Origin of the sequence: Streptosporangium sp. NPDC000239 (assembly GCF_040300765.1) — a bacterium.
Lineage (GTDB): Bacteria > Actinomycetota > Actinomycetes > Streptosporangiales > Streptosporangiaceae > Streptosporangium.
The window spans coordinates 549,865-572,643 of record NZ_JBEPEI010000002.1; the positions used below are offsets into that span (position 1 = coordinate 549,865).

Annotated in this window: 19 protein-coding genes; 11 read left to right on the plus strand and 8 right to left on the minus strand. The window is 71.3% G+C overall.

The genetic code is table 11. The features are described 5' to 3' along the window. Positions 1-49 precede the first annotated feature (49 nt). From ABT340_RS07995 to ABT340_RS08015, 5 genes are all read left to right on the plus strand, one after another. Entirely contained in the window at positions 50-1,507 is a 1,458-nt protein-coding gene (locus tag ABT340_RS07995; protein WP_352009933.1) for a phospholipid carrier-dependent glycosyltransferase, read from the plus strand. Positions 1,508-1,660: 153 nt separating this feature from the next. Further along, entirely contained in the window at positions 1,661-3,358 is a 1,698-nt protein-coding gene (locus ABT340_RS08000; protein ID WP_352009934.1) for an LCP family protein, read from the plus strand. Positions 3,359-3,602: 244 nt separating this feature from the next. After that, positions 3,603-5,546, plus strand: coding sequence for an acyltransferase family protein (locus ABT340_RS08005; RefSeq protein ID WP_352009935.1), 1,944 nt, complete (start codon positions 3,603-3,605; stop codon positions 5,544-5,546). Positions 5,547-5,595: 49 nt separating this feature from the next. Then, positions 5,596-6,726, plus strand: a complete 1,131-nt coding sequence (locus tag ABT340_RS08010) for a glycosyltransferase family 4 protein (RefSeq protein WP_352009936.1) — start codon at positions 5,596-5,598, stop codon at positions 6,724-6,726. After that, positions 6,711-7,451, plus strand: coding sequence for an acetoacetate decarboxylase family protein (locus ABT340_RS08015; RefSeq protein ID WP_352009937.1), 741 nt, complete (start codon positions 6,711-6,713; stop codon positions 7,449-7,451). Before ABT340_RS08010 ends, ABT340_RS08015 begins: the two co-directional genes overlap by 16 nt. Before the next feature lies 1 nt (position 7,452). Here the strand turns inward: ABT340_RS08015 and ABT340_RS08020 are convergent, their stop codons facing one another. Beyond that, the gene (locus ABT340_RS08020) at positions 7,453-8,370 is read right to left on the minus strand and encodes a PfkB family carbohydrate kinase (protein WP_352009938.1); all 918 of its coding nucleotides are present in this window, start codon (positions 8,368-8,370) and stop codon (positions 7,453-7,455) included. Between the two features lie 273 nt (positions 8,371-8,643). Between ABT340_RS08020 and ABT340_RS08025 the strand changes: the two genes are divergently transcribed. From ABT340_RS08025 to ABT340_RS08045, 5 genes are all read left to right on the plus strand, one after another. Then, on the plus strand, positions 8,644-9,348 hold the full coding sequence (locus tag ABT340_RS08025) for a FadR/GntR family transcriptional regulator (protein ID WP_352009939.1): 705 nt from the start codon (positions 8,644-8,646) through the stop codon (positions 9,346-9,348). After that, the gene (locus ABT340_RS08030) at positions 9,345-10,166 is read left to right on the plus strand and encodes an ABC transporter ATP-binding protein (protein WP_352009940.1); all 822 of its coding nucleotides are present in this window, start codon (positions 9,345-9,347) and stop codon (positions 10,164-10,166) included. Before ABT340_RS08025 ends, ABT340_RS08030 begins: the two co-directional genes overlap by 4 nt. An 81-nt stretch (positions 10,167-10,247) precedes the next feature. Then, positions 10,248-11,465 carry an MFS transporter gene (locus ABT340_RS08035; RefSeq protein WP_352009941.1) on the plus strand — a complete coding sequence of 406 codons (1,218 nt, stop codon included), beginning with the start codon at positions 10,248-10,250 and terminating at the stop codon, positions 11,463-11,465. A gap of 291 nt (positions 11,466-11,756) precedes the next feature. After that, the gene (locus tag ABT340_RS08040; protein WP_352009942.1) at positions 11,757-12,590 is read left to right on the plus strand and encodes an aldo/keto reductase; all 834 of its coding nucleotides are present in this window, start codon (positions 11,757-11,759) and stop codon (positions 12,588-12,590) included. 566 nt (positions 12,591-13,156) lie between these two features. After that, on the plus strand, positions 13,157-14,071 hold the full coding sequence (locus ABT340_RS08045) for a TIGR03620 family F420-dependent LLM class oxidoreductase (protein ID WP_352009943.1): 915 nt from the start codon (positions 13,157-13,159) through the stop codon (positions 14,069-14,071). 108 nt (positions 14,072-14,179) lie between these two features. Here the strand turns inward: ABT340_RS08045 and ABT340_RS08050 are convergent, their stop codons facing one another. From ABT340_RS08050 to ABT340_RS08075, 6 genes are all read right to left on the minus strand, one after another. After that, positions 14,180-15,061: a glycosyltransferase family 2 protein gene (locus ABT340_RS08050; protein ID WP_352009944.1), complete on the minus strand. Its 882-nt coding sequence runs from the start codon at positions 15,059-15,061 to the stop codon at positions 14,180-14,182. 196 nt (positions 15,062-15,257) lie between these two features. Further along, on the minus strand, positions 15,258-16,025 hold the full coding sequence (locus ABT340_RS08055; RefSeq protein ID WP_352009945.1) for a CDP-alcohol phosphatidyltransferase family protein: 768 nt from the start codon (positions 16,023-16,025) through the stop codon (positions 15,258-15,260). Further along, complete coding sequence (locus ABT340_RS08060; protein ID WP_352010172.1) at positions 16,003-17,043, minus strand: iron-containing alcohol dehydrogenase family protein; 1,041 nt, start codon at positions 17,041-17,043, stop codon at positions 16,003-16,005. Before ABT340_RS08060 ends, ABT340_RS08055 begins: the two co-directional genes overlap by 23 nt. Positions 17,044-17,048: 5 nt before the next feature. Beyond that, positions 17,049-17,783, minus strand: a complete 735-nt coding sequence (locus ABT340_RS08065; protein WP_352009946.1) for a phosphocholine cytidylyltransferase family protein — start codon at positions 17,781-17,783, stop codon at positions 17,049-17,051. Between the two features lie 103 nt (positions 17,784-17,886). Further along, positions 17,887-18,510 carry a DUF5941 domain-containing protein gene (locus tag ABT340_RS08070; protein ID WP_352009947.1) on the minus strand — a complete coding sequence of 208 codons (624 nt, stop codon included), beginning with the start codon at positions 18,508-18,510 and terminating at the stop codon, positions 17,887-17,889. Between the two features lie 10 nt (positions 18,511-18,520). Continuing rightward, positions 18,521-20,158 carry a CDP-alcohol phosphatidyltransferase family protein gene (locus ABT340_RS08075; RefSeq protein WP_352009948.1) on the minus strand — a complete coding sequence of 546 codons (1,638 nt, stop codon included), beginning with the start codon at positions 20,156-20,158 and terminating at the stop codon, positions 18,521-18,523. A gap of 155 nt (positions 20,159-20,313) precedes the next feature. Here ABT340_RS08075 and ABT340_RS08080 point away from each other — a divergent pair, with 155 nt between their 5' ends. Then, a complete protein-coding gene (locus tag ABT340_RS08080; RefSeq protein ID WP_352009949.1) occupies positions 20,314-21,678 on the plus strand; it encodes an SDR family oxidoreductase in 1,365 nt (454 codons plus the stop codon). 64 nt (positions 21,679-21,742) lie between these two features. On the opposite strand, the gene ABT340_RS08085 is transcribed toward ABT340_RS08080, so the two are convergent. Beyond that, positions 21,743-22,768 (minus strand): glycosyltransferase family 2 protein, encoded by a 1,026-nt coding sequence (locus ABT340_RS08085; RefSeq protein ID WP_352010173.1) that lies wholly within the window; start codon positions 22,766-22,768, stop codon positions 21,743-21,745. Positions 22,769-22,779: the final 11 nt, after the last annotated feature.

Below are 22,779 nucleotides of genomic sequence, written 5' to 3' on the forward strand. Positions count from 1 at the left end.
CGGGCGGGCCGAGCCGGTAGCGTACGCGCAGCATGCGAAGGGGGCGGTAGTGGTCGGGTGGGTGCGGGGGCGCAGGGGGCTCTTCCCGGTGCCGGAGCGGGCCGCGCTGGAACCGCTGAGGCAGCGGTGGTTCCTGGTGGTGCTCGGTCTCGGCGTCGTCCTGCGGGCGCTCGCCATGCTCGGCTACCGGCCCGCGTTGTGGTTCCCCGACTCCTACACCTACGTGGTCACCGCGATGCGGCCCAGGCCCGACCTGGTGCGCCCGGCGGGCTACTCGATGTTCCTGCGGCTGTTGGAGCCCCTGCACAGCTTCGCCCTCGTCGCGGGCGTCCAGCACCTGCTCGGGCTCCTGACAGGCGTGATGGTCTACCTCACCGCCAGGCGGCTGCGCGCCCCCGCCTGGGCCGCGACGCTCGCCTGCGTCCCCGTCCTGCTGGACGCCTACCAGATCGAGCTGGAGCACCTGCTGGTCTCCGACACGCTGTTCACGACGCTCGTGGTGGCCGCCGTCTGCCTGGCCGTACGGGAGCCCGGGAGTCAGCGGGGGCGGATGGCCGGGGCGTGCGCGATCGGCCTGCTGGTCGCGGCGGCGACGCTGACCAGGACGGTCGGGCTGCCGCTGGTCGCGCTCCTGGGCGCGTGGCTGCTCTACCGGCAGCGGGGCCGGGTGGCGGTCGCGGCGGTGACGCTGGCCGCGGCGGCTTTGCCGATCCTGGGTTACGGCGTCTGGTTCCACGCGACCACCGGCAGGATCGGCCTGGTCGGCGCGAACGGCGCCTTCCTGTACGCCAAGACGATGACGTTCGCCGACTGCGCGGTGATGAGGCCGTCGGCGGACCTGGCCGTCCTGTGCGACCCCCGGCCGCCCGCGTCGCGGCCCCCCTCGCAGGAGTATCTCTGGGGTCAGGACTCCCCGCTGGTCAGGCTGCCCGGCATCACCTTCACCCGGGAGACCGACGCGCTGGCCGGGGAGTTCGCCTCGCTGGCCATCCGCAGCCAGCCGCTGGACTATCTGGGCTCGGTCCTGACGGAGCTCGGCCGCTCCTTCACGCTGGACCGGCCCGTCTACCCCGACCAGGAGATCTACGACCACTACCTCTTCCCGGCCGCGACGCCCGAGCCGCCGGGACGTTACCCGGCCCTGGTCGGCGCCTCCTTCGCCCGGCTCTACGAGCGGGGGCCGATCGAGACCGAGGTGGTCGAGCCGTACGCGGGCTGGATGCGGGCCTACCAGGGCGTCGCCGCGCTGCCCGGCGCCGCGCTGCTGGTGATCCTGCTCCTCCCTCCGGTCGTCGCGGGGGTACGGCGGGCCAGGTCGGCCGGATCCGTCCCGGTGGTGTGGGCGCTGCCCTGGGCGACGGCGGTGACGTTGCTGGTCATGCCCGCGGCGGTGGCGGAGTTCGACTACCGCTACGTGCTGCCCGCCGTACCACTGGCCTGCCTTGCTGCGGCTTTCGCCGCAAGTAAACCTTCCTTCAGTAACATTCCAAGAAATGTCCGTATTTGAGTATGCTGGGCGGCCGGATCACCGCGCAGTCCCCGGGGGAGATCATGGCTGAGTTCGTACCATCACGACTCCCCACGCCGACTTCGTGACCTACTCTTTGGGCGCTATGAGCGAGCCGAGACAGCGGGTGTCGCCGCCGAGCAAGGAGATCGCATGAGCGACCAGCGGCACGTCGCCATGAGCGATCACACCACCCAGCCGGCCCTTGGGCGCAGGGCGTCCAGGCGCGCGGCCGGGAACGGCGTGACGCCTGAGGAGATCTCCCCTCTTTACCAGGAACCTCCCAGGAGGAACGGCGGCGGCCGGTCGAGAGGGTCGGGCGGCAAGGCCGCCAAGCTCGGCGTCGGCGCCTGGGTCAGCGTCGCGCTGACCGGCGTCATGGTGGTCGGCACCCTCACCGGCTACAAGTTCTACCGGGACATCGAGGGCAACATCACCCGTGAGGACGTCGAGGGCAAGCTGGGCGCCGACCGCCCGCCGGAGACGGGCGCGCTCAACGTCCTCGTCGTCGGCTCCGACAGCCGCGACGGCGCGGGCAACAAGAAGTACGGCCAGCACCTGCAGGGAACGGGTGAGCGGACCGACACGATCATCCTCCTGCACATCTCCCCGAACCGCGACAAGGCGACGCTGATCAGCTTCCCCCGCGACTCGATGGTCCAGGCGCCCGAGTGCCAGAACCCCAAGACCAAGGCGATCATTCCCGCCGGTCTCCGGCAGATCAACGCGACCTTCAACGACGGCGGCATCACCTGCACGTGGAAGACGATCGAGACGCTGACCGACATCCACATCAACCACTTCGTCAAGGTCGACTTCTCCGGGTTCAAGGGCATCATCGACGCCCTCGGCGGCATCGAGATCTGCCTGCCCAAGGACGTCACGGACAAGAAGGCCAAGCTCGAACTGAAGAAGGGCAAGCACATCGTCAAGGGCGAGACCGCCCTGGCCTACGTCCGTGCCCGCTACACGCTCGGCGACGGCAGCGACATCAGCCGCATCAAGCGCCAGCAGGTCTTCCTCACCCAGGTGATGAAGAAGGCGACCAGCTCCGACCTGCTCACCGACCTCGGCAAGCTGACCAGTTTCCTTGAGGCCGCGACCTCCTCGGTGACGATGGACCGCAACCTCACCACCGGACGGCTCCTGGAGATCGCGCAGAGCGCGGCCTCCCTCAACGCCAAGGGCCTGAAGTCCGTCACCGTCCCCTGGAAGCCGTACGCGCCCGACCCCGGCCGGGTCGAGTGGGCCCAGCCGAAGGCCGACCAGCTCTTCGCCGCGATCCGCAGCGACATCGAGGTGCAGCCGACCGCCACGCCGAAGCCCTCGGCCAGCCCAGGCCAGACCTCGGCCCCCGCCAAACCCGCGATCAAGCCCTCCCAGGTCAGGGTCCAGGTGCTCAACGGCACCAGCGTCGCCGGCAGGGCGCAGGAGGTGGCCGACGCGCTGGCCGCCCAGGGCTTCACGGTGACCGAGGTCGGCAACGCGCGGCTGCCCAGCGGCGCCGACCAGCCGAAGACACGCATCCTGTACGCCAGGAACGCCCAGGACGGCGCCGACTACGCCGCCCCGGTGGCCGCCAAGCTCCTCAACAAGGAGAAGGTCAAGCCGGAGGGCGGCAAGCTCAAGCCGGGCGGCAGCGAGCCGTACGTCCCGTCGGCCACGGGAACGGCCTCGACCGCGCCCACCGCGACGCCGACGGCGAGCGCCCCGGCCACCACGACGGACGGCCAGGGGCCGGTCATCCAGCTGGTCATCGGTGCCGACTGGCAGGGTGTCGCCGCTCCCATCAAGATCCCGGACAGCATCAAGGGCGACGTGGTCGACGCCAACACCAACCCCTGTCTCTGAGCCCTGTCCCCGGTACCGCCGGTGCCGCCCCGTGCCCCGTTCCTCCGGGAACGGGGCCGTTCTCCCAGCTCCGGGCCGCCCCGACGGTCACGAAACCCCGTGAAACGCGGCGAGCTCGTGCGACAGGGCGTCCAAGAGCGTTTATGGTGGTCCGACCGGTGGACGACTCCGTCATCCGTCCGTGTCCCGGGCGATCTCGCCGGTCCGCTTCCCCGTCTCCGACAGATAGCTGAGCGTTTTCCTCGTGAGCGACACCCGACCCTCTTCCCCGGTACCGGCCCCATGGGACGACGGCGCCAGTGGCGCCGGAGGCGGCGGGCAAACCGGCGGGCAGGACGGAAGGGCGGCGCCGTGGCCCCAGCCTCCGGCCCCCGACCCCGCGGAGGGGGCGGGCGAGGTGACCGCGTGGGGCTACCCCGCCTACCGGGAGCCGGAGAACACGCCCGGCGGGGAGACGAGCACGCCGTACTGGGAGGGGTCCTCCGCTTTCGGGAGTGAGGAGACCTCCGGGGCGGGCGCGGCGCCGTCCGCCGCACGGCAGGCGCGCAGCCCCTACCCCAGCCCTCACGACCCCCCGCACACCACCGCGTCCCAGGAACCCGCCTCTCAGAGGCCGGAGGCCCGGGAGCCCCTGCCCCAGAGGCCGGGGTCCCGGGAGCGGGACGCGCGGTGGGCTCAGGAGTTCGGCGCGGCCCAGGCACGGGCGTGGACCTCGGGCACCCCGTCCGAGCCCCCCTCCTCGGAGACCTTCTCCTACTGGGAGAACTCCGCCCGGCAGCAGCCCGAGCCCCAGGAGGCCGACCGTCGGCCCTCCGCGTGGGGAGAGGCGACCGTCTCCCCCTGGGAGCAGGCCCACCCCGTCCCGTCTCAGGAACCCCCCGCGCCCGCCGAGCAGGCCCGGTACACCGCACCGGCTCCCGCCGAGCTCCCCGAGCGGACCACGCCGCGCCGCCGGGGCTCACGGGCGGCCTCGCACCTGAACGCCCGGCCCAGAATCCCTGCCTACCTGGACGAACACCCCCAGGTCACCGAGCAGCAGAGGGCCCCGGTTCCCGTCGGCGCGCACGCCGCGGGACCGGCCGTCGCCCCCTCGTCCGTCAGAGGTCCGGCGGCCCTGGAGTGGGAGCAGCGGGCCTACGCCGAGGAGGAGCCCACCGCTCCCCCGGCGAAGAAGAAGCGTGAGCCGTACCTCGACAACGTCAAGTTCGTCCTGATCGTCATGGTGGTCATCGGGCACTCGCTGGTGCCGACCCTGGCCGCGCACTCCTCCAGGGCCGCCTACCTGTTCATCTACACGTTCCACATGCCGGCGTTCGTGCTGATCAGCGGCTATCTGGGACGCAACTTCTGGAACTCGAACGCGAAGATCAACAAGCTGGTCGACACCATGCTGGTGCCGTACGCGTTCATCGAGATCGGGTACGCCCTGCTGCGTTACGCGCTCGGCCAGAAGTGGACCCTGACGATCATCGACCCGGCCTGGCTGAACTGGTATCTCGTCGCGCTGGTGCTCTGGCGGATCTCCACCCCCATCTGGACGCGGATGCGCCAGCCGTTGCTGGTCGCGGTGACCATATACATGGTGGCCGGTTTCTCCGAGATATCCGGCGACTTCAGCCTCGACCGGTTCTTCGGCCTGCTGCCGTTCTACGTGCTCGGCCTGCTGCTCAAGCCCGAGCACTTCGACCTGCTCAAGCCGTTCTGGGTGCGGATCGCCGCCGGGTTCGTCGTCGCCGGAGGCGTCGCGGTGGCCGTCTACCTCGCCCCCAGGGTCGGCCTCGACCCGGTCTACTACCGCTACAGCTTCAAGTACATGCACCTCAGCTGGTGGATGGGCCTGAGCGTGCGCGCGGCCATGCTGCTGGCGGGCCTGGCGCTCTCGGTCGCGCTGCTGGCGCTCGTGCCGAGGCGCGAGACCTGGTTCTCCGACCTGGGCACCCGCACGCTCTACACCTACCTGCTGCACGGTGTCGTCGTGCTCATCGCCAAGGACCAGAAGTGGCTGAGCTTCCCCTGGCTGTACGGCCCGCTCGGCGTGCTGGCGATCGCGTCGAGCTCGCTCGTACTGGCGATCATCCTGAGCCTGCCGCAGACCCGCACGCTCTTCAAATGGCTGCTCGAACCCCGCCTGGTCTGGCTGTACCGCAGGCCCTCCTCGAAGGAGAGTTCAGCCGCCGTTCCCCGGTAGTTCACTCAACGCATCCGGTGCGGACGGAACCGGCACTCAGCATCGGCATATGCGGGTATGTGTCGGGACGATCGTCCATCACCCCGAAGACGCCCGGATCATGCATCGGCAGATCCGGGCGCTCCTCGACGCCGGGCATGACATCACCTATGTCGCGCCCTTCACCGACTGCAACGTCACGCCCGATCCCGGGATCAGGGCGATCGACGTTCCCCGCGCGACCGGGCGGCGCCGCAGGCGCGCGCTCAAGGCGGCCAGGAAGGCCCTCAAACGCGGGATCGAGGGCGCCGACCTGCTGATCGTCCACGACATCGAGTTGCTGTTCCGGCTGCCCAGGCGCAGGCCCGCGACCGTGTGGGACGTGCACGAGGACACGGCCGCCGCCCTTGAGGCCAAGCCGTACCTGCCCGAGGTGCTGCGCCGTACGCTGCCGTCGCTGGTGCGCGGGGTCGAGGCCAGGGCCGAGCGGCGCATGCACCTGATCCTGGCCGAGGAGGCCTACCAGGAGCGCTTCTCCAGGCCCCATCCCGTGGTGCTCAACACCACCTACGTGCCCCGGCGCCCGCCCGCCCCGCCCGGGGGGAACCGGGTGATCTACGTCGGCCAGCTGTCGGCGGCCAGGGGGGCCGTCGAGCTGGTCGAGCTGGCCAGGCGGCTGCTGCCGCACGGGATCAGGACCGACCTGGTCGGGGCGGCCGACCAGGAGATCAGGCCGCTGCTGCGGGACGCGCAGCGGGAGGGCGTGCTCGACTGGTACGGCTACGTGCCCAACCAGCACGCGCTGCGGATGGCCGAGGGGGCGATCGCCGGGCTCTCCCTGCTGCACGACGTGCCCAACTACCGGCAGTCGATGCCGACCAAGGTCGTGGAGTACATGGCCAGGGGGGTCCCGGTGGTGACGACGCCGTTGCCCGCCGCCGCCTCGATGGTCGAGCGGGTCGGTTGCGGCGTCGTCGTGCCGTTCGGGGACGTGGACGCGGCGCTGCACGCCGTGCTCGGGCTGCGGGACGACCCCGGCGGGGCCACGGCGATGGGCAAGCGCGGGTACGAGCAGGCGCTGAACGAGCACCACTGGCCCGACCACGCGGGTGAGTTCGTCGGCCGCCTTGAGGAATGGGCCGGCAAACCGGTGACGTCCGCCGTGGAGATTGGTGTACTGGAGGCATGGCACGCCATCTGATCCAGGGACGTGAGATATCCACCCCCGTCCGCGTCCGCGACGCGGTGGCGTGCGCGGCCTCCTATCTCGTCAGAGCGGACGCCGCCCGGGCCGTGATCGCCTACTCGGGGTTCGACGTCGCCGAGGTGCTGCCGGGCAGGGCCCTGTGCACGCTGGCGTTCGCCGAGCACGCCGACGGTGACCTGGAGGCCTGCCGGGAGTTCGCCGTCTCCTTCCTGACCAGGCCGCCCGACGCCGGGCCGCCGCCCAGGGCTCGTGGCCTGCGGGCCAACCTCGCCGAGCTGCGCCGGGCCGGGGCGGGGTCGTTCGTCCACTGGCTGCCGTCCGACCGGGACTTCGCCGCGGAGGCGGGACGCGCCATCTGGGGCTTCCCCCGGGAGGTCGCCGACATCGACCTGCGGATGGCCTCGCCGTACAAGCGGTGCGTGGTGCGCAGGGACGGCCGCCTGGTGCTCGACCTGCTCGTCAAGCCGGGGGCGGCCGTCCCCTTCGTGGGCAGGGTCACGCCGCCGAGGGCCTACGGCCAGCTCGACGGTGTCACCCGCCGTGTCCCCTGGTCGGCCACCCTGCGCGGGGTCCGGGCCCGCCTCGGCGGGGCGCTGATCCGCCTGGGCAACCACCCGATCGCCAAGGAGCTGAGCGAGCTCGGCCTGCCCAGGCGCGCGGTGCTGACCGGTACGGTCTCCCACCTGGCCATGACGCTCGGCGAGGCCAAGCAGCTGTAGGTCAGCCCTCCAGTTCGAGGAGCGGCAGTTCGGCGCGGGTCGGCAGGCCCTGCCAGTCGCTGGGGCTCGACGCGGCGAAGGCCGCGAGCTGGGCGCCCCTGCGCAGCCTGTCCGTCGGGTGCAGCCGGTCGAGCAGGGCGCTGAGATAGCCCGCGACGAAGGCGTTCTCGCACCCTCCGGGGTCGACCACGGGCGCCACGATGCCCGGGGCGTCGTGGCGGACGCCGTCCACCCGCACGCTCGCCCCCCTGGTCCCCCTGAGCACCACGACCTGCCTGCCGCCGCCGAGGGCGGGTTTGACCAGGTCGAGTTCGCTCTGCCGTACGAACAGCAGGTCGGCCGAGCCTGCCAGGGCGCCGAGGACCTCCTCCGCCTCCCGCAGGTCGGGCCAGAGCCGGTCGTGGTAGTCCACGGCCACCGAGACGACGACCCCCGCCGCCTGTGCCGCCCGTACCGCGGCCTGCATGGCGTCGCGCGCGCTCAGCGCGGCGGTGACCCCGCTGACGTGCAGGATGCGCACGGCCGCGATGCGGTCTATGGGAACGTTCCCCTGGGCGAGCCGGGTGCCTCCCCGGTAGTGGGTGACCTTGGCCGCCTGCCCCGGTCTGGTCTCCCGCAGGATCATCCCGGTCGCCGAGCCGTCCTCGGTCCTGGCGTCGGAGACGTCCACTCCCTCGCCGCGCAGCGCGGTGAGCACCCGCTGGCCCAGCTCGTCCGCGCCCACCTTGCCCAGCCACGCGACCTTGTGGCCGAGTCTGGCCAGGCCGACCGCGACGGTGAACTCCGATCCCGTGACGTCCAGCCTGACCTCGTTCTCGTGACGGATCCGGCTGCTGCTGACGATGGCGAAGGCCTCGCCGAGGGTGTAGACGTCCACGCCGGAACCTTTCGCGGCGCCGTAGGACGCCGATGGAGCCATGTTCGGATTTTCGAACTCTAGCGATTCTCCCCGTCCCGCTCTCCCCAGGGAGCACAACAGCAACCGGCCGGTGATCTCCGCGTGCTCTGACCTCCAGGGGTGCTGGGAGCCTTCGCCAGGAAGGCCTTCCCGGCTATCGGAGCCTCATGGTCCTGGGAGCTTTCGTGGGGCCCGGGAAGCCTTCATGTGCTCCCGGAAGACCTTCGTCGGTCTTCAGAGGTCTGAGGACCTGTTAGGGTTCTCGCATCGAGGAGAGCCCATGGGAGGTGGGAGATGGCCGAGTCACCCGGCCTGCGGCACGGACCCGTCGTGCCGCAACTGGAGAGCCTGCTGCGCGAGTTGCTCAGGGAGCAGCGCTGGAAGGCCGGTGAACGGCTGCCCAGCGAGGTGCGGCTCGCCGAGGAGCTCGGCGTCGGCCGTTCCTCGGTGCGCGAGGCCATCCGCCTGCTGGCCCGTGACGGTCTGGTCGACGTACGGCACGGCTCGGGCACGTTCGTCACCGACCTGTCCGCGATCCCCCACGAGGGGCCGGACGTGCGCCAGCTCCTGCGCCGGGCCCGGCTGCTTGAGGCCTACGAGGTGCGCAGGGCCCTTGAGGTCGAGGCCGCAAGGCTCACCGCGCGGCGCATCCGCCCCGAGGACGTCGAGCGGCTGAGGGCGAGGCTGCGCGAGCGCCAGGAGCGGGTCGGCGGTGACCCTGCCGCCTTTGTCGACGCCGACCTCGACTTCCACCACGCGATCGTGGAGCTGTCCGGCAACGCCGTGCTCGTCGGCCTGTTCGACGTGGTGCGCCCCGTGCTGCGCGCGGCGCTGATCGAGATGGTCACCCACGAGGCCGCCCTGCCCGACGTCTCGTGCGCCCACGCCGACGTGCTTGAGGCGCTGGCGCGCGGCGACGCCGAGGCCGCGGTGGCCGCCACGGCCGACAACCTGGAGGGCACCATGGCGTTCATCAGGGCGGAGATGGCCGACCGATGATCGTCTCCCAGCCCTCGGAAACCGGGCCCGTCCTGCACGCGCAGGAGGTCGACGTCGTGCGCGACGGCAACCACCTGCTGTGGCAGATCTCCCTGACCGTGCACCGGGGTGAGCACTGGGCCCTGCTCGGCGCCAACGGCGCGGGCAAGAGCACGCTGCTCAACCTGCTGGGCGCGGTCACCCACCCCACCCGCGGCGTCGTCGAGGTGCTCGGGCGCAGGCTGGGCCGGGTCGACATGCGGGAGCTGCGCTCCTACCTGGGTCACGTCGACCCGCGTCACGCCCCCGACTCCCCGCTGCGGGTCAAAGAGGTCGTCCTGACCGGCCTGACGAACACCATCGCGCTCGTGCCCCGCTGGGCGCCCACCGCCGAGGAGACCCAGCGCGCCGACCACCTGATCGAGCTGCTGGGCATGGGCGCCAGGGGTGAGGCGCGCTGGCCCACGCTGTCGCAGGGCGAGCGTGGCCGGGCCCTGATCGCCAGGGCGCTGATGCCCCGGCCACGGCTGTTGCTGTTCGACGAGCCGGCGACGGGCCTTGACCTGGCCGCCCGCGAGCAGCTCCTCGGCAGCATCGACCTGCTCAGGCACGAGCATCCCTCGCTGGCCACGGTCCTGGTCACCCACCACCTGGAGGAGCTTCCCGCGAGCACCACTCACGCGATGTTGCTCAGGAAGGGCCACTGCCTGGCCTCCGGCCCGGTTGACGACGTCCTGACCACCGACCTGATCAGCGCGTGCTTCGACCACCCGGTGCGGATCACCCGCAGCGAGGGCCGCTGGAGCGCCAAGGCCGCCACCCTGCTGGCGACCCCCTGACCTCGTCCCTGGAGTTGCGGAACTCCAGGGACGATCGACACCTTATGTTGTCTGAGGTCTGAGGACAGTCCTCGGACTTTCATGAGAAGGACGCACGAGAGAGTGAAGAACCGCAGGGCCCTGGGGCTGCTCACGGTCACCCACGGGGTCAACGACATGTACCAGGGCGCCGTCCCCGCCCTGCTCCCCTTCCTGGTGGCCGAGCGCGGCTACAGCTACGCGCTGGCCACGGGGATCGTCGTGGCCGCCACGGGGCTGTCCAGCGTCGTGCAGCCGCTGTTCGGCGTGGCCGTGGACCGCCGCCGGATGAGCTGGCTGGTCGCCGTGGGCATGATCGCGGCAGGCGTCGGGGTCGGCCTGTCCGGCCTGGTCGACGACTACGCGTGGACGTGGCTCGCCATCGCGGTCTCCGGCCTGGGCGTCGCCGCCTACCATCCCGCGGCGGCCAAGGCCGCACGGGTCGCCGGCGGCGGCTCCGCGCGTTCGATGGGCGTCTTCTCCGTCGGCGGCAACGTGGGAGGCGCGCTCGCCCCGCTGTTCGTCGCCCTCGTCCTCAACGCCGCCGGAACCCGGGGCACCTGGCTGCTTGCCGTGCCCGCCGTGGTGGCCGGAGTCGGCTACCTCCTGGCCCGGCGCGTCTCCGACTCCGGCCCGGCAACCGCGACCGCCCCGGCGAGCGCGGAGGGGGCCACGGGGCGCGACGACTGGCGGGCGTTCGCCCGGCTGTCGGCCCTGGCGGTCTTCTGGTCGATCCCCTATGTCGTCATGGGCTCCTTCGCCGCCCTGAACGTCATCGGCCGCTTCCACGTCTCGACCGCCACCGGGACGGCCACGCTCACCGTCTTCACCGCGGGCGGCGTGGTCGGCACCCTCGCGGGCGGATGGCTCGCCGAACGACGGGGACGGCTGAGCACGATCCGCCTCGGTTATCTGACGGCCGCGCTCGCGGTGGCGGGCGTCGTGTTCTCACCCGGCCTGGCGGGGGTGCTGTGCTGTACGGCGCTGTTCGGCACCGCCCTGTTCGTGCCCTTCGCCGCCCAGGTCACCCTGGCTCAGGACTACCTTCCCAACCGGGTGGGAACGGCCAGCGGGCTCACCCTGGGGCTGACCCTGTCGGTCGGCGGCCTGCTCTCCCCCGCCTTCGGCGCCCTGGCCGACGCCTGGGGGGTGCGCACCGTGCTGGTCTGCCTCGTCGCGGTCCTGGCCGTGGCCGTCCTGATCACGCTGAGGCTTCCCGAGCCCTCCGGCCCCCTCCCGTCTCCCCGTTCCGACCCGGAGCCCGCAGACGCCGCCGCGTGAACCCCGGAGAGGCCGCGAAGCGCGCGGAACCCCCGGGCCGGACGACCACCGGCGCCGCCCTCGTACGGCTTCGGCGGACCTTGCGGCCCGGGGGCTCTTCCCCGCCCTTGGGTGCCGCACCCCTTCCCGCTTCTCACCACTTATCACCACATAAGGGAAATTTGTCCCTTCTCTCCAGGTCAGCGGGGTCACGATGCCGGTCGGCGATGTCGAGGGGGTACCTGTTAAACGGCACAAAGCCGGGTACCGGCATGCTTGGGGCTCAACACACAGACATCAAGGGGAAATCGGATGACTTCGGTACCCATCATCAGGTTGAACAACGGCGTCGAGATCCCGCAGCTGGGATTCGGGACCTACCAGATCAAACCTGGCGAGACGAAGGCGGCGGTGCTGTCCGCGTTCGAAGTCGGCTTCCGGCACATCGACACCGCCGAGATGTACGGCAACGAGGCACAGGTCGGCGAGGCGGTCAGGGCGTCCGGTCTCGACCGGGGCGAGGTGTTCGTCACGAGCAAGCTGAACAACGGCTTCCACGCCCACGACGACGCCCTGAAGGCGTTCGACCGGACGCTGGAGGAGCTGGGGTTCGACTACCTGGACCTGTTCCTCATCCACTGGCCGCTGCCCGCCGTCGGTGACTTCGTGGAGACCTGGAGGGCCCTGGAGGAGATCTACCGTTCGGAGCGTGTCAGGGCCATCGGCGTCTCCAACTTCCACGTGAGCCACCTGCGCAGGGTCCTGGAGGAGACCGAGACCGTGCCCGCGGTCAACCAGATCGAGGCGCATCCGTACCTCACCCAGGACGACATCAGGGCGTTCGACGCCGAGCACGACATCGCCACCGAGGCGTGGTCGCCGATCGCGCAGGGCAAGGTGCTCACCGACCCGACGATCGTACGGATCGCCGAACGGCACGGCAGGACACCCGCCCAGGTGACGCTGCGCTGGCACATCCAGCGGGGCGACATCGTCTTCCCCAAGTCGCTCAGGCGCGAGCGCATGCAGGAGAACTTCGACATCTTCGACTTCGAGCTCTCCGAGGAGGAGATGAACACGATCTCCGCCCTCAACCGCGACGAGCGGGTCGGCCCCGACCCGGACACCTTCAACTGGATTCCCTAGTCCCTCCCACGAGCTGGTCCACGGACCACAGCGATGGCGGCCGCCCGACCCGGACGGCCGCCATCGGCGTCTCGCCCACCTCGACCGGCAGCGGCACCCGGAACAGCGGCTGGTCGAGGTGGGCGAGTACACCCTCCGCCCGGCGCCCCCACTCGACGCGCCCCACCCGGCGCCCTCCACCCGGCGCCCTCCACCCGGCGCCCCCACTCGACGCGCCCCACCCGGCGCCTTCCGCCCGGTGCGCCCAGGCCGACGGCTCCCTCCGTCCGCCCCACCGCGACCCCCTCCGGTCGCCCCGGGGCCCGCCCATGGCGCAAGGTGCCCCCACCCGGCCTCCTCAGGACAAGGCCCCGGCAACCCGCCCTCGGGAGAGGCCGGGCAACCCGGCCGCTTGGAACAGGGCTTCCCTCTCCTCACGACACAGCAGCCGCCTTGTGACAGGCCGCTCGACGACGTGCATCGATTGCCAATCGGAGGCAACCTCCGTATTGTGGTATACACAAAACGGAGGGCCTCTCCGAATAGTGGGGAGTCCTCCCATACCCCGGAGGCAGGCGATCGTGACCGTGGAAGAGACACGTCTGAGGCTGGGCCGGTTCGGTGTCTGGCTGGCCCCGCCCACTCTGCTGAGGACCCCCGTCGGCGTGCAACGTGAGCAGTTCGCCCGCGTCGAACGGCTCGGCTACGGCTCACTGTGGAGCGGCGAACCCCCGGCGACCTCCCTCGGCGCCGGACGTGAGGTGTTCACCCAGCACGCCGTGATGCTGGCCGCGACCAACCGGATCGTCGTCGGAACGGGGGTGGCGAACATCCGGATGCGCGAGCCCCTCGCCGCACACGGCGGCGCCGCCACCCTCGCCGAGGCCTACCCCGGGCGGTTCGTCCTCGGTCTCGGCGGGCACGGCGGTGACCGCCCACTGGGAGAGCTACAGGCCTATCTAGAGGCGATGGCGACCGCGGCGACGACGCTGCTCCCGGAGATCGGCTACCCCCTCGTCCTGGCCGCCCTGGGGCCCCGGGCGCACCGGCTCGCCGCCGACCACGCCGACGGAGCGCACCCGTTCATGCAGCCGGTCGAGCACACCGCGATCGCGCGCGAGCGGCTGGGGCCCGGCAAACTGCTGATCCCTCACCAGGCGGTCGTCCTCGACACCGACCCGGTCTCCGCCAGGGCACGGATGCGCGCCCTGACCCCCGCCCGGTTCCGTGACGTCGAGACCCCCTACACCGTCAACTTCAGGCGCCTGGGCTACGGGGACGACGACCTCGCGGGTGAACGCAGTGACCGGCTCATCGACGCCATCCTGGGCTGGGGGGACGAGAAGACCGTCGCCGGCAGGCTCGGCGCCCACCTGGAGGCGGGCGCCGACCACGTCCTCGTGCATCCCCTGGCGGACGACCTGGTCTCCGCCGTCGACCAGCTCGAACGCCTCGCCCCTTTCCTGACAGCCCCGCAGGATCCGCACGCCCGAGGCATATGACCGACCGGTCGCGCCCGTGCGGCCACCGGTTCGAAACCGGTGGAACCGCTCCTCGGCAAGGAGAAGACGATCTCGGTCAGCCGCACGCCGCCGCGCCCGGCTGACGGCTCAGACGATCGGGGGACGGCCCAGGCGGAGCATGCGCCAGGCGGTCTTCCAGCCCATCGGACGGCGCTCGCCCGCGGGCTCGCGCATCCCCTCGGTGAAGCCGGTGAACCAGGCGCGCAGCGCCGGACGGGAACGTTCTCTGAGCAGGGTGAGAACGATCCAGTTGAGGAGGTAGAAAGCCGCCAGCGGCCAGGGGAGGTTGCGCCGGGCCAGCCAGACGCGGTTCCTGGCGTTGAGGCGGTAGAAGTCCGCATGGCGGGTCGGCGGGACCTGCGGGTGGTACATGACCGTCTGGGCGTCGTACTCGATCCGGTAGCCCTCGCCGAGCAGCCGCCAGGCCAGGTCGGTCTCCTCGTGGGCGTAGAAGAAACGCTCGGGGAGGCCGCCGACCTGGAGGAAGGCCGACCGGCGGATGGCGCAGGCGCCACCGAGGAAGGTGGTGACCGGTGAGGACCGCTCGGGGTCGCCCGCGCGCAGGCGCGGGACGTGACGGCGCTGACCGACACCGCCCTCGGGATCCATCACGCGGAAGGAGACGACCGCCAGGTCGGGCTCGGTCGAGAAGCGCTCACGAAGGTGGGAGATGACGTTGCTCTCGCCGTACCAGCCGTCGTCGTCCAGGAAGAGGACGACGTCGCCGGAGCACTCCTCGACGCCGCGGTTGCGACCGGCCGGGATGCCGGTGTTGTGGCTGAGCCGGACGGTCCTGATCGAGGCCGCCGATCCCGCGGGCACGGTGACCGGCAGCTCGGGCACGTCCGCGCCGTTGCCGACGATGACGATCTCGACATCGCCGTCGACCTGGTTGACGGCCGACTCGACGGCCCGGGCCAGCTCAGGGACCCGGTTGCCCATGGTGAGGATGACGCACGAGATCTTCAACGCGTCATCGCCTTGACGCGTCGAGAGCACGTGCGGGGCATACTTTCATGATCACCGAGTCTGCTGGGTGGGGCGATTCTGGCTTCAGTACAACTTCCTGATTTACCGGGAAATAAGCGTATCGGAACCTCCGGCGAACACCCACCAAACAGTGGGACGTCCGCACCTACGACGCACCGAAACGCCATCCGGTTCCTCACGAAAGCCGCCTGGAGGCCAGAATGCTCACCAGGTGCAGAGCGGTCTGCAGCACGGCGACCACCACGCAGGCGACCATGAGCACCCGCGTCGCGGCCAGACCGCCGCTGAGGGCGTCCCACAGGGCCACGAGCACCACGATGAGGGACAGCTCGACCGCCTGGACGAGCCGGTGGAACTTCAGCGCCGCCGCGGCCCTGCGGGCCATGCCCAGGCCCCGCGAGCGGAACTGCTCCGCCGAACTCTCCGTCGCCGCGATCAGCCCGGAGCGGGCACGCGCCACGTCGACCAGGTCGGTCTCGGCCTTGATCAGGATGGCGCCGAGCGCGGCGGCGAAGCCCAGCACGGTGTACCAGTCGGGCAGGACCTCCGAGGCCCTGAAGCCAAGACCGATGAGCAGGGCGGCCTCGGCGAAGTAGTGCCCGACCCGGTCCAGGTAGACACCGGTGATCGAGGTACGGCCCGTCCACCGGGCCAGTTCCCCGTCGGAGCAGTCGAGCAGCAGGTAGAGCTGGATGAGCAGGGCCGCGCCCACCGCGGCCCAGAACCCCGGCACCGTGAGCACCACGCCCGCCAGCAGTCCGGAAAGGATCATCAGCCAGGTGGTCTGGTTGGGGGTGATCGGCGTCTTGGCGAGGAACCAGGTGACGTAGATCGACAGCTTGCGCATGTACAGCGAGCCCGCCCAGTGCTCGCCGCTGTTGCGACCCATGGTCGACTGCGGCTGGGCGACCGCGCGGAACTCAGCGACCGACGGCCCGGACATAGTCCCCCACCCGCTCGCGAATCTCCGGCTCGGACAGGCGCAGGTGCTCCAGGATCGTGTAACGTCCCGGACGCGTCGAGGGCGCCAGCATGACGGCCTCGGTGAACTGCTCCTCGGTCAGTCCGGCGTCGCCGGGGGTGACCGGAAGCTCGTGCCCGCGCAGGCACTCGACGACCTGGGTCAGTCTCCGCGAGTCCTCGCGGAGGAAGAAGCAGAAGGCGGCACCGATTCCGGCGAGTTCGCCGTGGTTCGAGGTGCCGGGGAAAAGCTGATCCACGGCATGCAGGATCTCATGGTCTCCGCCGCTCGAAGGACGGGATGACCCGGCGATGACCATCGCCATCCCCGACATGATGAGCGCCTCGGCCAGCACGGTGAGGAAGGCGTCGGACTCGATGGAGTCGTTCCTGCCGATCACTGCCTCGGCCGAGGTGCGGGCCATCGCGCAGGCCAGACCGTCGATCGGCTCGCCCCGCTCGGTGTTGCCGAGCTGCCAGTCCTCGATCGCCGACAGGTTGCTCACCACGTCGCCGACCCCGGAACGGACCAGGGAGTCGGGCGCGTCGTGCACGAAGTCGAGATCGACCACGATGGCCAGCGGCATGGGCACACCGAAGGAGCCCTTGCCGCCGTCGTGGGTCAGCGACGCGACCGGCGAGCAGATGCCGTCGTGCGACAGGTTGGTCGCCACCGCGACCATGGGGATCCCGGCGAGCGACGCGGCGTACTTGGTCGCGTCGATCGTCTTGCCTCCGCCGATGCCGACCACCGCCTCGTAGGCGCCCTTGCGCAGGTCGGCGCCGAGCGAGACCGCGGCGTCGACGGAGCCGTTCGCCACCCGGAAGACCTGGGCCTCACCGAGTGAGGGGGCGATGACCGAGGCGATCCGGTCGCCCTGCCCCACTCCGACGGCCACCGCGACCCGCCCCGAGGTCGCCACCCTGCTGTCGGCCAGCAGCGTGCCGAGCTGGGCGACCGCGCCCCGCCGTACCTCCATGGTCAGCGGGGCGGGCAGCATCCTGGCTAGTATCGGCACGCGATCTCCCGGGCCCTCGCGAGGTCGTCGTGGTTGTCCACCTCGACCCACGGGACGTCCCCGATCGGGGCTACGGCGATCTTCTCGCCGCGGGTGACCATCTCCTGATAGCCGTCCTCGTAGTACAGCTGCGGGTCGCGCTCGAAGGTGGCCCTGAGGGCGTCGGCGAGCCGCTCCGCGGCACCGGGACGGATCAGCGTCGCGCCGATGTACTCACCGGCCGCGGCGGCCGGGTCCATCAGCTTGGTGATCAGCTTGAGGTGACCGTCGTCGTCGAGGGTGACCTTCATCTCCTCGTCGGCGAGCTTCTTGACGTTGTCGACCGCGAGCAGGATGTCGCCGGTCACCGGCGCGGAAAGCAGCGTCTCCTCGACGGAGGCCGGGTGCACGGTGTCGCCGTTGACCAGGAGCACACCCTGGTCGAAGTGGTCACGGGCGCACCACAGGGAGTAGGCGTTGTTCCACTCCTCGGCCTTGTCGTTGTGCACGAGGGTGAGCTTCACGCCGTGCCGCCGCTCCAGCTCGGCCTTGCGCTCGTGTACGGCCTGCGCCTGGTATCCGACGACGACCACGACGTCACGGAGGTCGGCCGCGGCGAGGTTCCGCAGCGAGATGTCCATGATCGTGGTATCACCGTCGACCGGCACGAGCGCCTTGGGCAGCGTGTCGGTGTACGGCCGCAGGCGTCGTCCGGCCCCGGCGGCCAGCACCATTCCCAGCAACGTGCACTCCTCATCCAAGTGAGCCCCTCGACGGGCACTCCTGGTCCCAAAGGTTAGTTGCCTTCAGGCCTTGATCGTGTAATCGGAGGTTTGCCGGGTGTTCTCAGTCATGCGTCTCCAGGCCGGCCGAGCCCGCCTTCGAGCGGGGTACGGCCAGCCAGCAGGTAACGCTCTCCCACCCGAACAGACCCCACAGATACAGCGCAAGCAGGGCGAACACCAGCGTGACCTGCCCGGTCAGCCCGCCGAGCGCGACCAGCAGCATCCGGCCGTCCCAGCCGAGCCCGAAGGTCGCCAGCCACTGCGGCGGATAGACGCGTTGCCGCAGACGATAGACAAGATCATAGTGGTGGAAGGCCATCGCGCCGAGCAGGGTGAAGATCAGCCAGGGCGGCACGTCATGGGCGAACCCGACCGAGGCCACGAAGCCGTACTCGGTCAGGCGCAGGATCGGCGGCACCAGCCAGTCGAGGCGGCCGTCGTGCGGGTGTGAGCTGCCGGGGCCCGCCAGCAGCAGCGCGACGGCGGGGGCCAGGACGGCCAGCCCGTCGGTGCCCGCGACCCCGACCAGCAGCAGCACCCCGGTCACGAACGTGCCGACCAGCACGGGCGGCAGCGGCGGCAACTGCCCGACGACCAGCGCGCCCATCCCCCGCGACAGCACCCCGTCGTCGCGGTAGGCGACCACGTTGCCGCGCGGCACCGGCGTCATGTGAACGGTGACCATGGCTCCCCTCTCACCTGCTCATCGACCTGGCGACCCGGCCGGAAAGCGTGTAGAGCATGGCGACGCAGCCCCACCCCAGCAGCGCGAGGAACGTCACCCGCGCGTCGAAGAGCGCCGCGGTCACCGCGATCAACGCCATCCGCTCCCCGATCGGCAGCACGATGATCTTCTTCAGCCAGCGGGTGAGGGAGTCCTGCTCCAGACGGTGCGAGAGCCGTACGACCGCGTTGCCCCGCCGTGCGGGCGGCTCCTGAGGCACCTGAGACGCCGGGGGCGCTGGGGGCACCGGCGGCTCGGCGGGCGTCGCGACCGGTCCGTACGGATCGCGCCCCCGCCGCCGGGGCCCCTCGACGGCCACGGCCACGTCGCTCCTGGCGGCCGGCGAACCCGCGGCCCCCGCCCAGGCGTGGCCCGCCCGCTCGGCGTCCGCCCTGGCGCCCACGTAGGAGAAGTCGACCGTGTGCCGCAGCGTCTGCAGGATCAGCGCCCCCACGGTCAGCGGCCAGATGCCCTCCCCCTGGTAGCCGAGGGCGAGTCCCAGATAGACGACGTACTCCTTGACCCGGTCGAAGGTGGCGTCGAGCCAGGCGCCGAACGGGGAGAACAGCCGGGTGTAGCGGGCGAGCTGGCCGTCGACGCAGTCGAGCACGAACGACAGGTAGACCAGCACGGCCCCGGTCACCAGCGCGGGACGGGTGCCCGCGGAGAACCAGACGGCGGCCAGTACGGCCAGGCCGACCGAGACACCGGTGACCGCGTTCGGCCGCAGGCCCAGCAGCGCCGCGACCCTGACCACGTGTCCGGACCACGAGCTGACGAAGAAGGTGGCGAAGAAGCCGTCGTCGCTCTTGATCGCCGCGTCCAGCCGGGCCTCGGACTCGTCCACCTCGCTCAGCCGCCGCAGGGCCGCGTTCGCCTCCTCCTGCGTCGTCACCCGGTCGCAGCGCAGCCGTCCGAGCCCGACGGCCCGCACCGCGACACCGGAGCGCAGCAGGCCGGACAGCAGCAGCTCGCCCGCCTCCGCGCCGTCCGTCGTCCCGAGGCCACCGGCCTCGGCCAGGTCGGCCAGCGTCTCCGCGGTCGCCGCCAGGGTCCGCACGTCGTCGGCGCCCACCTGGAAGGCACCGTGGAAGGCGCCGTTCGGGCCCTCCACGTCGTGGAGGGAGGTCCCCGCCGCGGAGACCAGCCCCCTGTCGATCCTGACCGGCGGGGTTCCGTCCCCCCTGGTGACCAGGGCGCCGGTGTCGCGTCCCGGGCGTTCGAGCAGCAGCGCCAGCGCCTCGGTGTGGGCCACCAGGTTCCCGGCGAGCACCGCGACCGGTCCCGTGGCCGTACGGGCTACGCCCGCGACCCTGCGCAGGTCGTCCGCCAGGCCGCCGGACCCCTCCGAGCCGATCATGTAGGCGCCGCCGGGCGCGCGGATGACGTCACCTGAGCGGGTGACCACGTGCACGTCCCCGGTGGGCAGCCCGGAGAGCTGTGCGGTCAGCCGGTCGAGCAGAGTGCCGCCCTGCCCGCGCAGTCCCGCGGCGTCCGTCGTGGCGAGCACGACGGTGGCCGTCCGGGCGGCGGGAACAGGTGTGGAGCCGTCGGATGGAATGTCTGGGGGGAGGCCCTCCGCGGGGAGGGAGGCATCGGGATCGGGCAAGAAGAGCTCCTTCGTATCCGACGGCTTCGCCGTACGAATCGGGGAGTGCGCACTCAGGGTAGCGAGATCTTGACCGCATAGCACGGGACCGCGGGCCGGGATCGGACGGTCAACCGTTACGCTCGCCGTATCCAGACCGTTGGAGGAGTCAGACCTTGACCGTTCTTGAACCACGCCCGCACACCGTCGGGGTTCTCCTGGCCGGCGGGGTCGGCAGGCGGGTCGGGCTCGACACCCCCAAACAGCTCGTCGAGATCGCGGGCAGGTCGATCATCGAGCACACGCTGACCGTGTTCCAGGACGCCCCGGAGATCGACGAGATCCTCGTGCTGATGACGCCCGGCTTCACCGAGGACGTGGAGCGCGTCGTCGCGGCGGGGGGGTTCACGAAGGTCAGCCGGGTCCTTGAGGGCGGCGCCAGCCGTACCGAGACCACCTGGCGGGCGCTGCGGGCCCTTGAAGATCACGGAGAGCACGAAGAGCGCGAGTGCGACGTGCTGCTGCACGACGCCGTACGGCCGCTGCTCGAACCGCGCGTCATCACCGAGTGCGTCGAGGCGCTGCGGACCCACCGGGCCGTCGAGGTCGCGATCCCCACCTCCGACACGATCGTGGTCGTCGGGCGGGGACCGGACGGGGAGGTCGTCCGTGAGGTCCCGGACCGGGCGGCGCTGCGGCGCGTGCAGACCCCGCAGTGCTTCCGCCTGCCGGTGATCCGCGAGGCCTACGAGCGGGCGTTCGCCGATCCCGGCTTCGCCGACCGGCCGCCGACCGACGACTGCGGCGTCGTGCTGCGTTACCTGCCCGACGTGCCGATCCACGTCGTGCCCGGCAGTGAGCGCAACATGAAGGTCACCCACCCGGTCGACGTGTTCATCGCCGAGCGGCTGTTCCAGCTCGCCGCCGAGCGGGTGCCGGAGCAGCCACCCGCCGCGTACGGCGCGGCGCTGAACGGCGGAACCGTGGTGATCTTCGGCGAGGGCGAGAGCGAGAGCGAAGGCGAAGGGGACGGGGTGGGCGCGGCGGTGGCCGAGCTGGCCGGACGGCACGGCGCCGCGGTGTTCTCCTTCCCCTGGACGCTGGTGAGCGACCCGCGCTCCGTCGAGGAGGCCCTGGCACGCGTGGCCGAGGAGAGCGGCGGGATCGACCACGTCGTCGGCGTGGTCGAGGCGCCGGCCGCCGGTGACCTGGGCAGGACCGGCGCCGCCCAGCTCGGTCCCGTCGTCGTCGCCGACGCCGCCCTGCCCCACCTGCGTGAGCGGCGGGGTCACCTGCTGTTCCACTCCGCCGTGCCGTACCCCGGGGCGGGGCACGCCCTGCGGTCGGCCGCGCGGGCCTCGGTGGTCGCCCTGACCCGGGCGCTGGCCGGGGAGTGGGCGGCCGAGGGCGTGCGCGTCAGCTGCCTGGCCCCAGAACCGGCGGGACCCCTGACGGCACCGGCGCCCGAGCCGTCGCGTGCGGACGTCGCCCGCACGGTGGTCGACGTCCTCGTCTCCGGGGTGAGCCGTACGGCCCGCTGAGACTCCGGAGGAGCCGCACGGCCCGCTGAGACTCCGGGGTGAGCCGTACGGCCCGCCGGGAACCTCAGCCCTTGGCGGGCTTGACCAGGCTGCGCGGGCTCGTCAGGAAGCCCCACCCCCACGACATGTGCATGGTCATGTAGACCAGCGGCAGTCTGAGCAGGGCGGAGGTCGGCAGTCCGCTCCCGGTGAGCGCGGACCCGGCGAGGATCGCCGCGAGGTAACCACCGGGCAGCAGCAGGCCGGGCCAGAAGAACGGCGAGACGACCAGCCCCAGGATGATGGCCAGCACCGCGGCGGGCGGCGCCAGGTAGCGCAGGTTGATCGTGCCCTCGTGGGTGCGGGCGACCACCCTGCGCCAGCGGCCGTAGTGGAAGTACTGCTTGGCCAGCGCCTTGACGTTCGGCCTCGGCCGGTAGGACACGCGCATCCTGGGCTGGAACCACACCAGGCCGCCCGTCTCGCGGATGCGGTGGTTCATCTCCCAGTCCTGCGCCCGCTGGAAGTGCTCGTCGTAGCCGCCGACGCGTTCGAGCGCCTCCCTGCGGAACACCCCGAGATAGACCGTGTCCGCGGGCCCGGCGGTTCCGCCGGTGTGGAACCTGGCCCCGCCGACGCCGATCTTGGAGGTCATGGCGCGGGCGACCGCCTGCTCGAAGGGCGTGACGCCCTCGGCCGCCATGACACCGCCGACGTTGTCGGCCCCGGTCTCCTCAAGGGTCTCGACCGCGACCTTGAGGTAGTCCTCGGGCAGCATGGCGTGGCCGTCGACCCGGGCGACGATGGCGTTGCGCGAGGCGGCGATGGCGGCGTTGAGGGCGTTGGGCGTGCGGCCCGTCGGGTTGGGGACCACGACCACCCGGGGGTCCTCCGCGGCGATCGCGTCCGCGACCTCCTGGGTGCGGTCCTTCGAGGGCCCGATCGCGAGCACGACCTCGATCGGGCCGTCGTAACGCTGCGACAGGACCTGGCGCACCGCCTCCCGCAGATGGCGCTCCTCGTTCAGCACCGGGATGACGATGGAGATGGGCGGCCAGACACGTGTCTCGGGAGACGACGCCGGCGCGGGCGAGTCGGGGAACTGCTTCATGGCGTCGCTCA